Consider the following 14,050-nt stretch of genomic DNA (forward strand, 5'->3'; position numbering starts at 1 on the left):
TCTCGCCGCACAGGTCCATGCGCTCTGAGATGGCCGGCGCGGTCAGGCCCTCGACCGAATGCAGGACGATCTGCGCCCGCCGGACGAGGCCGGCGCCCAACGTGCGCGAGCGCGCCATCGTCCTCAACTTCTCCAGCTCCTCGTCGCTCAAGTCCTGCACGCGGATGGCCATGGTCCGGCTCCGGGTCGGTGGGTTTCCCTTACCAACCGCTCCGGAGCCCTGGAGTTCCAATCAACTTAGCGGATGCACCACTAAAGCGTGCTGGCTGCTGCCTGAGCCCCGAGTGCTATCTTGGTAGCAGAAGCGTCGGGTGCCAGCTGGCGCGCTTTGGCAAGCTGCCAACCCCTGCGGAGAACTGAATAGCCAATCGTAAGACAAGAACGTTATTCTGAGAATAACAGACCACTCGCTGGCATTGGACGGCTACGGGGGCTGAATCTTGATTTTTTTCTTAAGAAATATTACTTGAAAGCTCGCGATATTCTGATAAATTGGGTCTTCGCTGTCACGGAGAGCAAAGACTCCGGATGGCAATCGAGTTCGGGCTTCCTTGCCCAATTCGCCAGCGCTTGATGGTTCTTTGGGATGGTTCGATTCCGTCCAAGCGCTCCAAACGAACAGTTCGTTTGACGGTCGATTGTTTTCGGCCGGCGAATTACCGCACCGCACTTGGTGCGACGCAAGGAGCATGCCTTATGCCTCACAATAACCTTGATAACTCTGGAAACATGTCGGAAACCACGGCCGCCGATGCTGTGGCCGACGAGACGAACAACGATGCGGTCCCGGCAGTCAAATCGCTGCCCCCTGATATTGCGACCCTGTTCGAGCCTCGCACGCCGCTGCCGGCGTCGTCCGAAACACGCTCCGCCAGCCACGCAGCGGTTCCTCTTCAGGCTGAAGCCGCTCGGAGGATCGGCGAAAGCATCAATGATCTCGCCCGTGTGAACGACAAGGAGGCCGAGAAGGCTGCGCGTCAACATAAGGATCGGCGCTCCTATCTTGCCGACGCCAAGCTCGCGGCTCTGACCCTGAGTGATATGCTTCAGGAGGGCACGGAAGAGGAAAAGAAGAAGGTTTACGAGAGCTATGCCAAGGAACGCGGCGTGGCGGCATTGGACAAGGGGTCGATGTATGCAACAGGCAACCTGATCGTCGGCATGCTGCTACTCGATACCAAGAGCCAGGACCAGCAAACCAAACGCCATGCCTACAACGTGCTGAAGGACTACGGACCGGCGATTAGCGCGGCGATTGCTGCAATCAATGCGGTCAAGGGTGAGAGTTGGTTGCCGACCTGTGACGCCGCGAGCTTCGCCGACATCATCAGCATCATCCGCGAACGGGGTGGCCTGAAGAGGCTGGCCGAGGAAGGGCGCCCCAAACCCGTGTCGGGTGCTGACGTCAATATGGCTCCGGAAATAGCTCTCGACCCCAAAGCTCTGGCAGCCCGGCTGACGACGAAAGCACTGGAAACGATCGATATCGACGCCATTGGCGCTGCGGCCAATTGGCTGGTATCCCGTGACCGTCTGGAAGCGTTTTATGCCCGAGAAGTGGTGGTTATCCCGCCAGAGATTGCAACGTTTCGCGAAGTGCTGATCCTGGGACAGATGATCAAGACCTACCCGTCTCCTCTGCCGGTTAGGCGCAGCGATGATCCCAGCACTGCCGAAACACCGATGCAGATGGCACGCCGCCAATTCTACCTGCTGGCTGATGAAACGCTTCTCGTCAGCAATCCTCTAATGACGGCGGGGTGCGTGGTAATCGAGATGGTGTTGCGCTCACCCCTCGTCAGCCAGCCTCGCACCGTGGACTTGTGGTTTCAGCCTGGATCTACGGGGCGGCAAGGGCAAATCCGGAACGGCAGCATCCGCATGGCAGAGAAGAACATCCTGGATGCGCGCCGGGCCGCCGGCTTCACCATGGCGGTGGCGCCGACCACAAGCGAACCCAATCCACCAAAGACCGGGCATTTCCGTCTTCACTTTACCACCGACGTGGCGAAGGAGGGAGAAGACCCGACCTTCAACGTCTTGTTGCGGGCGGCCAGTCGTGGCGACCACTGGCAAGAGCCTTGGGCAATCGACCATGACCGTTTCAACCCTACTGTCTCAGGCGCGCTACCTCGAACCAGCGTCAGCAACCTCATCCATGAGGCGTTCGTCAAGGATGTCGAGCGGCAACGCACCGACCGGGTTCGCCTGACATTCGGCGATGAAGCGGTCGCGGTTGGGGTCGGCACCAAATTCACCAAGCGGGAAGCGGCGGAAATTCACAGCCCGACCAGCAAAAGAGTCGTCGCAGTGGAGATTCACGCCGACGACTTCATCGGTTTGGCCCGGTCCCTTCAGTCGATCACGTTGACATGCGACGTGAAGTTCGAACTCGACCCCGAAGGTTTGCTGATGCTGAAGTTCAACACGGAAGGGGCTGAGCATACGGTCGGCATTCCCCTGATGAAGGGTAAGGAGCGCAGCGACAAGCTCCTGCGCCGGTATTCGATCAAGCGTGCCGTCGCACCGATGGCTGACGACGAAGCTGACGCGCCCGGCCTCACGGACTGACCCCTTTCAATCAGCGCAGGGAGGAGCTGACGCAACTCGGCTCTTCCTCAGTGGTGGAGCGATCCATGGACCTCAGCATGGAACAAAACAAATACGCGATTTTCGCGCCGGCGGTTCAGCCCGATTACGCCAAGCTGGCGATTCCTCGCGCGATCAAGACGGATCGATTGCCCCAGGGGGTGAAACCGCAGGATCTGAACTTTCTGCGCCGCCCGAACCCGCTGTTCACCATCAAAGCGACGCTGGCCAGCGCAGCGACCTTCGACGGCCAGCCGCCGCCCACAATGCTGGACCGCTCGGTTCGTGCGTCCGATAGCGTGGTGATCGTCGATAGCGGCGGCTTTTCGCTGATCAACAACAGTGGCAATCTGGCGCTTACCGACGAAACCCGACTGCGCTTCTTGCGCTGGCAGGAATGCTGGGGCGATGTCGGCATGACCCTCGATGTGCCGCTCAAGGCCATAGACGTGCCGCAATCGGGATTCACGGCGTTCAAGGAATGCCTGAACACAACGGTTCAGAACCTGACGTTCATCGTCAAACACCGGGATCGGTCATCGCCGCTGCGGCTGCTGAATGTTCTTCAGGGGCGGACACCGAAGGAAGCAGACCAGTGGTACGACGCGGTAAAGAGCTTTCCTTTCGAGGGCTGGGCCGTGGGCGGCGTGCTCAAGCTCGACCTCTACGGCGTGATCCGCCGCATCCTGATCATGCTGGAGGAGGGACGGTTGACCTCCGGTACGGCATGGCTTCACTTTCTTGGGGTGGAAAGCCCGCGCATGGCGGTGGTGCTGACAGCGCTGAAACAGGCGTTACAAAAGATTCTACCGACCATGGAAATCACCTTCGACGCGGCAACACCGTTCACGTCGTTCGCGAGGGGATCAGGGCAGGCCGTGCTGGGGCTGCGGCTCGATGGCGAGCGTTTCAACTTCCAGCGTCACACCCTTCAGGACCTTTCCTCCCTGGACCCAAGCACGCAGCTTCCCCTGCACAGCCCACTGGCGGATCGTCTGACGGTGGGGATGGTGCGGGGCAACGATACTGGTTGGGGGCGCAAGCTGGATGGAGTGGGGATGGTGATGGTGAAACACCACAACGTCTACGCGACCGCGATGGGGTTGCTGCTGGCGAACCGGCATGTTCTCCATACCGACCTCAACCATATGATCGTGCCGTACGACGTGATGGCGGTGGTCAAGGCAGTTCACACTGTTTTCAAGGCAACAGATCGTAGAAGTGAACTGGAACGACAAAAGATGACGCTGCGGAAACTGATGCTAGGACAACAACCGTCGTCTGACGATCAGAATGATGTAGATCGCTGATTATTCTCAGAATAACATCAGAGAACCAACCCTGGAATGGTTCCAGGGTTGGTTTGTCTGCACTGGCTTCACGACATGACCAACACTAAGTCCTGCCGTTCCCGAGCGAAATTGTGATACTCTTGATTTGTTTCTTTCGGTCCTGTCGGTTGCTCTGTGAATCTCCATGATGCATGTTGAGCAGCTGAGCGATTTCAGCGTGATCGTATCCTGCTTGAGCAAGGCGACAAGCAAAGCGCCAAAAGCCCGCGTTGCCTTCTCCAGCGGTGGTGGCTCGCCAATCCTCCAGGGCGGCTTCATAGGCACGCTTCCGGCATTCTTCACGCTGGTGGTCGGCGTCCTCGACTGTCTCTCGGTGAACCAACCGCTCTAATAGTCTACGCAAGTCTGGACTGTGGTTCTTTACCGCCGCGACCTCTTGGTATTCGGGGGCATCAATCACAACGCGATCCAACCACTCCAAGGGATCGAGCATCGGCACGCCATCCCAATGATCGATCCAAAAGCTCTTCGATTGATCCTTGGCTTGGCACGGCAAATAAAACCAACTCGATGGAGTGCGTTTGCTGATATCAAGCCCGCTGTTGATACCGCTCTCCCCCAACTTCGTCCCGACTGAGTAGCCAATATTCCTGACTCTGTCAGCACATATATCCCAGATCGCCTTATATGCCTCCGAACCCACCGGACAGTTCAATGGAACAACCATACGGTAACGCCACAGCCCGTCACGTCCATTGGAATAGGAGTTGAACAGTAGGTGCCTCACGTCTTGGAAAATTCGATGGACGCGTTCCGGGTCCAATGGGCTGTCATCAAAATCGAGCTGAAGCAATTGCATCTGGACGACATTCGCCGCTCCCTTCGTGGTATCCGGGGAGGCATCGGGATCAAACGTCGCTCCCGAGATGAGCCAGTTGGTGGCTTTGCTCGCAAACACCACCTCATGGCATCGTCGTAGTTCATCGCGAACCACATCCCAGCTATTGAAGGTATGATTCACTATTGATCTCGAAGTCGTCGCAAGCTCAAATGACAGCGTTACCGGATGGCATGTTTGATTCATCAGATCATCTTCTAACGAATAGTCCATATATAAGGTATTTTCGTTAGATGTGAGCCCGTCATGGATCACTCGTTCCTGCAATTCCCGCAATGCCGTGACAGTCGCTTTTAACTGCTTCTTTCGTTTCTGATGAGCGGCATTGCGTTCTGCGTTGCTTTGAACAACCGCCTTGGTTGGACGGCCTCGCTGGCTTGGCCCGAGTTCCGGAATGCCGAGGTCGAGAAAATCCAAACGACTGCCAGGGAGAAGGCCACAGATGTAATCTGCGGTGCGTCGATCCGGCACGATCACGCTGACCGGCACATCACTGTCACGGTCGCGCAATGCGGTTCGCATGATCATCTGGTAGGCAGCCTCTTGCGCCTTGGCACGACTCAGTTCTATTGGGTCAATGCCGAACGTCTTCTCAGCCCACGCAAAGTGACTGGTCATGTCGTTGAGCGCGGCAACAAATACGGCTTTATCAAAATCGCGATAGTCGTTGAGTCCATGGCTCACAGGCGGAATACGACACCCCAGCGGAATAGTCCATTGCCAATCCTGAACGTCGCCGTTTGCCGACCAAATGTGCCGACCATCGACATGATCTTTGAGTCTATTGCATATAGACTGCAACCCACCGCATTTGTCGCGCAGTGTCTTGCTCCAGATACCCTCTGTGAAATACTTTACTCGCACCCGACTACCCGTCGTGTCATCGTGGCGAGGAAAAGCGGGTTTGATCATCGGGTGTGGTTGAAAATCGACGCCTTGGCTCTTCCACACCAGATAGAGCAGACTGTTGGTGAGGTTCGCGCCCATGATGGTCAGATCGTCCCAGCCCTCAAGCACACTGGGTTGGAGCCAACCATGAGCATGAAGCTGGGCTCGCCCCTGCCAACCGGCGCTCATCCAATCGCCTCTGGTCAGGGCAAGGTTCCAGTGAGGATTGACCAATGCGTTGAAGAATGGCTGAACCACAGCCACAACATCATCTTGCTCTTCATTGCGTGCCCATTGGTCAACAACGCTGGCATGACCCGGCTTGACCATGACATCGAGAAGAGCGTCACAAGACGAATTCGCCACGACATCAAAATGCTCGGTCCACCAATCCCATGTAATGCTGAGGTTCTTCTGAAAGCTGAAATCAACTTGTGGCACTTCGTCAACAATAAGGCTCCAATCGACCTTTCCGCGGAGATCGGGGTTATCCAAAATACATTTGTGAGTCACCAAGATGCAATCGACGTCTCTTGCCTGTAGTGCTTTGCGGAACTCACTTGCTACCTCTCCAGGATGCTGGTCCGCAGTGATGGCTCGCCACCGCACACTCGGCGTCATCTGTCGTGCCCGTTCAAGTGTGGATGCAATGAGTTGACGGGTGGGCTGAGCGATAACAAAGCGGCTTTGAAGCCTTTCAACCCCATGAGCAATCGACTTGATTGCCGCTGTTGTTTTTCCGCTACCTGCGCATGAATCTACATAATTAATCCGCATAATATGTCCCTACAATAATTCAAAGAAAAAGCCCCATGGCGTGACGAGCACCATGGGGCGTTATGTAGACACGACATACGACAGAACGGGGCTTATAATAACAAACCACACCACCCCTGAATGTGGTCGAAACTTATTAAATCTATCGTCGCATCTACATTAAGGGCCTCGTCAACCCCTATTATCTCTTATTTATAACACACAACCATCCATAGAATCAATATTAAATGCACACTTCATTGAATCAATGATTTGCTGATTATTTCTCTCAAGGCAGCCAACACCACTATAGCCCACTGCAAAAGGGCCTTTGCTGGTTATGTATCCGTTATACGGAGATATTTCACACCACCCATAGCACTGGTGGGGCAATCAAAGCACATCGACCGCAGCCCGCATCAGCTCGTCGTTGACCTCGATATAGCGTTGGGTCGTGGTCAGGTGCTTATGACCGGCCAGCGTCATTATGACCTTCGGGCTGATGCCACTGTGGGCCAGCCGTGTGATGAACCACCGCCGTCCACTGTGTGAGGTCGCACCGTCGAGTCCCGCTTGGTCGTAAAGCTGCCCCATCAACTGGCACAGGGTATTGGCGCTGAATGCCGTCCGCTTCTGCGTCAGCAACAGGGGCCGTTCGGAATTCACCGTGTCGCCCAGGCCGCTGCGGTAGCGTTCGATCTCTTTCCGCAGCCGGTCATTTATGAACGCTACACGAGCGTGGCCACCCTTGGTGATCTCCGCACTGAGCCGGACCTGTTCGCGCACAGCACCGTTGCTGTCCAGCACGTCGCCCCAGGTCAAAGCCGCGATCTCACCGACACGCAGACCCGCGAGGTAGGACAGCATGACGGCCATCCGGTTGCGGGCAGCGTGCCGCCCCTGCGCGACCACGGCCAGCAGCCGCTTCTGTTCCGAGTCCGTCAGCACCCGCGCCTGTTTCATCATTACCTCATTGTGCGTAGTTATTGCGCACACAAGATTATGTTTTCAGGCGCGGCCTCGCTCAAGGCCTGAAAGAAGCTGAGGAACTATGCGGCTTCCAACAGGAACCTAAGAAAATCTATATTTTGTGATGTTTCGTTTTTCAGCCTCTCATCTGATTGATTCAAACAATCTCAACACAACAAATCAACTCCGCCGAAAAGCTTCCTTCGCCATTGACCGCACCCTTGTGCTTCAACTCGCGTTGGAGTGTGGGCTCAACCGCACGGGTGAACAGATCCAGCCTTTGCTCTGCAGAAAGGTAGGCGGGTCTCGGGGGAGCTTGCAGATATCTTTGCCCCTGGCGCTCTACCGCAGGCACCCGCGTTCCGTCCGTCTTTATTGCAATAGGCTGAATCATTACCCGATGTGTTCCATTATCGCCGGAGGTTTCGACAAACCAGAAGGACAGAAGGGTAGGTTCGTCCAAGTCCCCTTCAACGGCGATACCCAAATCTTCTGGTGGAATGCTACGCCACCGGCCAAGCTCTTCCTGGATCAGCGGATGATCCAGGCCGAGAAGGTCAAGAGTATCGCTGGTGGTGGCCGTGTCTCGATCAACGGTGAAGCTGGCACGTCGTATGCCATCGACCGTAACCAGATCATAAGTCTGTTCATTTGCCTTAGTGATATGCTGCTTACGGTCCGCAACGGCCATTCCGAAAAAGCGGACGAGGCGATCCAAGCCCGACGACACATCTGAGAAAGGCTTGTAATCGTCGAGGCTGAAGCCTTCCAAATCCTGGAAAAGATCAAAGACGACCTGCCTAGCCTCCCGAGAATTCGACAGGGCTGCCTCAAGCTCAACTTTCGTTCGCTTGAGTTCGGGATCAGACAGAGCCTCTTGGTAAAGACGGTCGTAATTCAGCCGTTCAGAGAGTTGGCCCAGAATCTGGGATCGCAAATCCTCCGCCACGTTGCCTTGCTCATCGACTTTGCCCACGGTGCGCGCGATCTCCGTAAGCTTTTCGTCCAGCAGCAGGAAGATGCGACCTTCGATGGTATCGGAGAGGACGAGGTTGTAGACTTGGGCCGTGTGGTTCTGTCCGTAGCGATGAATGCGCCCAATCCGTTGTTCGACATCCATGGGATTCCAGGGAAGGTCGAAATTGAATAGGATGCGGGCGAACTGAAGATTGATGCCCTCGCGGCCGGCGGCGGTGCAGACCAACACGCGTGGGCCGTCCTTCTGGCGGAAGCGACGCTCCGCTGCCACCTTGGCGCCGTGATCGCCGCCGCGCAGGACGACCACGCCCTGTCCCGGATAGGTATGCTCGATTTCCCGCTCCAGCAGATCGACCGTGCCCAGATAGGTGGCGAAAATGACGATCTTCTCGTTCGGATTTTGCCGCCACAGCGTTCCTAAGCCATCCAACAGCTTTTGGGCCTTGGTCTCACGTTGAGCCGGGAACATACCGAGTAGATCGCGAATGCGCATTCGCTCCTCCGGCAGGTGCAGATCAACTACGGCAGAGGCGGCTTCCTCGGCATAGGCCGAGGAAAACTCACTACCGTAGGGGTTGGAGGCCATTTCCAGAGCCTCCTCGTCCAGTTTTTTGACCAAGCGGTATTTCAGATCGGCCATAACCCGATCCACCTCGCTTCGGCCGACGCTGTTGCGGTCGATCGCGAATTCCTCGTGAATTAGCTCCCGTGCCTCGTCAGTCAGGCGCTCTCGCCCTTCAATGTCGAGTTCTTTGTCCCGCAGCAACGCCTCATGCAAGGTCAGCATCAGCAGACGGCGCTTGAGTGTCCGTCGCACGGCGGCAAAGCTGGAAGCGGCAATCTTCTGAAAAATCGCCATAAGAAAGCCCAGGGCGCGCCCCTGGTTCCCCTGACGTCGGGCAAGGTTGAAGCCATCCTCCAGATACTCCCGCAGCTTCTCATAGAAGCGACGCTCCTCATCGCACATGAGGAACGACTCGGCATGCACCCACCGGCGGGCGAAAAGCGGATCACCGTCCGGCCGACAGGCGTCGGCCTTGGTGCGGCGAAACATGACCGTATTGAGGCGATAGCGGTGTTCGACCATCTCCTCTGGGCTTCTGAACAAGGTAGGGTTTAACAGTTGGACCAGCATCCAGAATTGGAAGTGGTTCCCCTGATGGGGGGTCGCCGATAGCAGGATCAGGTCGCGAGCATGCCCCTTCAGCGCCTCAGCCAGCTTGTAGTTCTCTGTCTTTCTGACCTTGCCACCGGTACGATAAGCGGTGAGGTGATGGGCTTCGTCGAAAACCACCAGATCCCAGCGCGATGCTTCCAGCAGCCGCTTGATGCGTGCCGGACGCTTCAAGGTATCGATACTGGCGATCAATCGATCATGCTTGGCAAAAGCATTGGTCTTGCGGTCTGTGATATCGCCCTCGGAACCGAACACCTCGAAGTCGAGGCTGAACACCTCGTTTAGCTCGCGATGCCAATTGTTGACTAGACCGGCGGGCACCACCATCAGCGCCCGGTTCAGTTCGCCACGGCTGGCCAGCTCGCGTAGGATGAGCGCTGTTTCGATGGTCTTGCCGAGGCCGACTTCGTCGGCGACCAGAAAGCGACGTGGCGAGGCGGTTGCGACTCGGTGGGTCAACACCACCTGATGCGGCAACAGATCGATCTTGGCCGAGGTCAGGGCTGATGCATTTTCCATGACAGGGAGCAAATGGGATTCGAGCGCCAGCCACGCCTTGCGCGCCCGTTCAGCCCCGCCTTCCAACGAACGCAGAATGCGTTCCGTTCGGGACATTTCACGACGGACCGATGCCACCGGCACACGTCGCTCGCCGATGCCAAAGAAGGCACGCAGGTAACCATCGCAGGCTCGGTCGAGGACGACACCCTGGCCATACTCGCCGTGGGTGATCCGTTCGCCAGACTGAAATTGAGCGTCGGCTTCCACGTACAGACCTCAGGTAATTCTCAGGTGGAACAGACCTACGGGCTTGCTACCCTCGCGCAGAAGAATCTCCTGCGGATACTCGTTTGCCTCACCCCACAGGATGCGGCCGAAGGCGAGCAAGTTGTCGCTGTGCGGCGCCGCGCAGCGCCACTCGATGGAATCCGTGGCAGGATGAAACTTGATGCGCCCCTTACCGGAGGGCAGCCAGAAAATCAGTGCCGCCTGCCCGTCATAGGCATCCTGGAAGGATAGAATCGCCTGCTTTACCACGTCGCCCAGCCATGCTTCACCACCCTCCGGCGTCAGCAGATCGAGGCTGCCTTCAAGGCCTCCAACCGCCAGCGTGTTGTTGCTGTTACTTGGTAGATCATCGGGCCATTTGCCCACCGCCTGCAGGAACCGACGAAGACTCCAGACTTCGCCGGCAATACAAACCTGATTGCGCGCTTCCTCGTCCCAAATCCAGCTGGTACCACGCCGCTGCCACACCGTGTCGAGTAGTTGCTTCATAACGCGTACTCCTCCTCGAACAGCCAACCTTGCTTCGGCTTCTCGGCTCGGCTGGCTGCCCAGGCGTTGTAGATCGAGACAGCGCGGGAAGCGGCATTGCGGCTGGCCTGATCCGGGCCGTTCTTGTGCAGCCATTCGAGCAGGGGCTTCAGCGCCACATGGGGTTTGAAGTTCTCGTTCTTCAGCGTGTCTGACGCATTTATGCCGCTGCCGTCGAAGCATGCACCGATGAGCACCAGCGCCTGATCCAAGTCAGAGGTCAAACGGCGCTTGTGCTTGCCCGACCATTCACGGGCAAATTCCAGCGGATTCGCTCGCGTGAATACCTTGCTCTTTTCTACACACCAGCCACGTTGCACAAATTCGTCAGGCGTGGTGATCGAGCCTTTGAGGAACTTCTGCAACTGGTCGCGCTTCAAATCGTTGGCGGTGCCGAAGGTCCGCAGAAACTGGCGCGTGATCGGCTCGGCATTGACGGGCGGCGGCTCCTTGCCCTTATCAGCATCCTCGTCGATAAGCTGGTTGATACCGACAAGTGCATCCTTCACCGAGATCGTGCGCCCCTCGTCCACAAAGACCTTGCCATAGTGACGCGAGAAGTATTCCAGCGCTTTGCCGCGCCGGATTACCTGAATGTCCGCCGCAGGCAAACCCTCCTTGGCATGATTTTCGAGCATAGCTTGCAACTGGCGGACATCGGTCATTACCTCGCGGCGCATCCGGCCCCAGCTTACCGACTTAGGCTCTTCGATGCGCTTACGGCAAACGTGGATGATGTCGTATTCGATGGTCTGAGAACCAAAGGTGCCGGGCTTCGATCCCTCGCCCTTAGTCTCGTCTGAACGGATCGGGTACGTGGCTTCCAAGTAAAAACCAGCGTCGAACAGCGACTCAAGCACCGCAACCCATGGCTCGTCCTCGCTGTGGTGGAAGGTGAATGCGAGAATGCCACCTGGCTTGAGCACACGATGCGCCTCACGCCAGCACTGGGTAAGCAGGCGTTGGTAGAAGCCATCCGGGTCCTCCGGCTCACGAGCGCGATTGGCAACGGCCTCCAACGACTTGGGAGTGTATTCTGCGCTGAAGCAATCCGGATACTTTTCTTTTAGGGCGAGGCGTAGCCAGACATAAAAGAAATCCGCCAGCTCAGAGTAATGCAACAGACCGCCGAAGGGTGGATCTGTAATAACAAGGTCAATACTCGCGTCATCAAATTGTGTCAATTCGGTGGATGAGCCGCAGAGGATCTCTGCGTCATCGATTGGATCTCCCGGAAACACCTTCTCACTTTTCCCCCTAATCCTGTCTGCGAGCGAGCCGTGGCTGCGCCTCAGCCCTTCACTACTCACGGAATCCCACGGCCGCTGGGCCCACTCCGCTCCTTGTACTATTCCTTCCACACAAGAGGTCCAGTTGCCTCGACCGAGTGACGGGAAAACACTATTCTCAACCACATTCGTTTTCGGGTGGTAATTGTTGTTGCTCATATGAGGAACGAGCTTGTCGTATCCGGAGTCCCAGAAGCAGAAGGAGTTTTGATTTCTCAGATACTGCTGGAATGCGCCCAGGACATACTCGCGCGTATTCGTTGAGTATGTTCCTGTAACTTGTATTGCTCTAAGTAACTGTGCATGCACAAGCAGCTGACGCGGATTGAACATTGTCCACCAATGCGTGAATCCGTGGTTTGGAATCCCGCCGTTGTTCATATGCGTCATGAAGCCGTAGGGAAGCTCCGAGCGTGGCCAATAATCTTTGAGGTCATCGTCTTTGCGCGCTTCCCATTCAGCAAACGCCCTGTCGTATTGCCGTGCGTGCGCCGTGTCGTAGGCTGCGAAGAAGCGACCGCTGTAGGGTTTGCCTGCCGCATCGCGCTTGGGCGCGTAGCCCTGCACCGCGTAAGCGGCCATCGGCCCGGTTTTGCCGGTTGTCTTGATGGTCGTCAACACGTCCTGCACCGTGCCGCAGGCCGCGCATTCGTAGTGCGACTTTTTGGGTACGGTCCCGACATCAGGCCTGAACGTAATGTTCGTTTGCGGGCACGTCACTTCTTCCGGAAGTTCTCCACGTACCTCCAGCAATCGAATCTTTGCGGCGCGTTCCTGATCCCATCGTGTGGTCGCGGTCACGCCGTCCTGAGCCGAGCCGCCGTAAGGCTGACCATCTGCATCTAGCTTCGCCTCGCCAGACATCCAGTGCGGATGTATAAGCAGGCTCAGTTCCACCTTCTTGTTCTTGCCCTTGCCAAGATTCACAAGCGCGCCGTGACCGCAATGCGGGCAGATAACGCCCTTTTTACGGTCGAGCACGGAAAATGCATACTCAGAGGGTGCCACATACAGCGGCACATCAGGTGCCATGCGCGCCGCCTCTTCCTCGACGTGAAAATCTTCGCCGCACTCGCTGCAAGAGTGCTCCCAATGCTTCACGGTAAGCGTCTTTACGGCCATCACCGGGCTGGTCATGATCGGCGTGCGGTGGCCGCAGCCTGTCACCTGACACGGGCCATGCTTGGCCCAAAAGGTATAGATGATCTCGGGGCCTTCGTAACTGTACTCGCGCCGCTGCTCTGGGGTCAGGGAAAGCGGGTCGAAGTCAGCAGGCATCACTCGCTTAGTCGGCACATGCGTCCATGTGCCCTTTTCTCCGTCCGGCCCGTCGCAGTAGTAGTAGGGCATGATCTGCGGCTTGACCTCGGCCTCGATATCGGCGAGCAGGCGCTTCACTTCCTCCAGATTGACATTGGCCATCTCCTGCTTGACGACGAACCACGCGACCGGGTTGAGGTCGTTGCCGAACATTTGCATCCCGAGGCGGGAACCTTCTAGCAACGTTGTGCCACCACCCATGAAGATATCGGCCACCTTCAGATGCTTGAACGCACCCTTCTTCTGGTGGTTGGCGTAGTAGTTGTCCCACACTAGTTTGGCCGCGTGCGATTCGTCATCAGGGGCTTTGGTGGCCGCCGCGATCAACATTGAACGGAATACGCTGGAACGACGCCGCGCCCACCATTTTGACATCTGGTAGATTGGCTTACCCGCATTGCCTTCAATTATTGCCACCTGATTGACCGGCAAGATTGGGAAGTTCACCTCCAGGCAGGTCTTGGGGCGGTTCGAGTCATTAAAATCAACGGTTTCCAGCGCGATGGTCTTGCCAGCGCCGACAGCCTTGGCGACTTCTTGCGCCAGGAGTTCTTTCTTGGTTGCCATGCGACGCGAT

At 56.9% G+C, this 14,050-nt stretch carries 7 protein-coding genes; 2 read left to right on the top strand and 5 right to left on the bottom strand.

Annotated elements, in window-relative coordinates:
* The first annotated feature begins 528 nt into the window (after positions 1-528).
* Positions 529-2,571: a hypothetical protein gene (locus tag TSH20_RS18680; protein WP_146207486.1), complete on the top strand. Its 2,043-nt coding sequence runs from the start codon at positions 529-531 to the stop codon at positions 2,569-2,571.
* A gap of 65 nt (positions 2,572-2,636) precedes the next feature.
* On the top strand, positions 2,637-3,899 hold the full coding sequence (locus TSH20_RS18685; protein WP_109076126.1) for a hypothetical protein: 1,263 nt from the start codon (positions 2,637-2,639) through the stop codon (positions 3,897-3,899).
* An 85-nt stretch (positions 3,900-3,984) separates the two neighbouring features.
* On the opposite strand, the gene TSH20_RS18690 is transcribed toward TSH20_RS18685, so the two are convergent.
* The 5 genes from TSH20_RS18690 to TSH20_RS18710 form a co-directional block, all read right to left on the bottom strand.
* Complete coding sequence (locus TSH20_RS18690; RefSeq protein ID WP_109076127.1) at positions 3,985-6,444, bottom strand: DEAD/DEAH box helicase family protein; 2,460 nt, start codon at positions 6,442-6,444, stop codon at positions 3,985-3,987.
* A gap of 372 nt (positions 6,445-6,816) precedes the next feature.
* Positions 6,817-7,386 carry a tyrosine-type recombinase/integrase gene (locus tag TSH20_RS18695; protein WP_109076140.1) on the bottom strand — a complete coding sequence of 190 codons (570 nt, stop codon included), beginning with the start codon at positions 7,384-7,386 and terminating at the stop codon, positions 6,817-6,819.
* A 163-nt stretch (positions 7,387-7,549) separates the two neighbouring features.
* A complete protein-coding gene (locus TSH20_RS18700) occupies positions 7,550-10,315 on the bottom strand; it encodes an SNF2-related protein (RefSeq protein ID WP_109076128.1) in 2,766 nt (921 codons plus the stop codon).
* Positions 10,316-10,324: 9 nt separating this feature from the next.
* The gene (locus tag TSH20_RS18705) at positions 10,325-10,825 is read right to left on the bottom strand and encodes a hypothetical protein (protein ID WP_109076129.1); all 501 of its coding nucleotides are present in this window, start codon (positions 10,823-10,825) and stop codon (positions 10,325-10,327) included.
* Positions 10,822-14,040, bottom strand: coding sequence for a DUF1156 domain-containing protein (locus TSH20_RS18710; RefSeq protein WP_109076130.1), 3,219 nt, complete (start codon positions 14,038-14,040; stop codon positions 10,822-10,824). Before TSH20_RS18710 ends, TSH20_RS18705 begins: the two co-directional genes overlap by 4 nt.
* Between the last annotated feature and the right edge of the window lie 10 nt (positions 14,041-14,050).

Origin of the sequence: Azospirillum sp. TSH20 (genome assembly GCF_003115935.1) — a bacterium.
GTDB lineage: Bacteria > Pseudomonadota > Alphaproteobacteria > Azospirillales > Azospirillaceae > Azospirillum.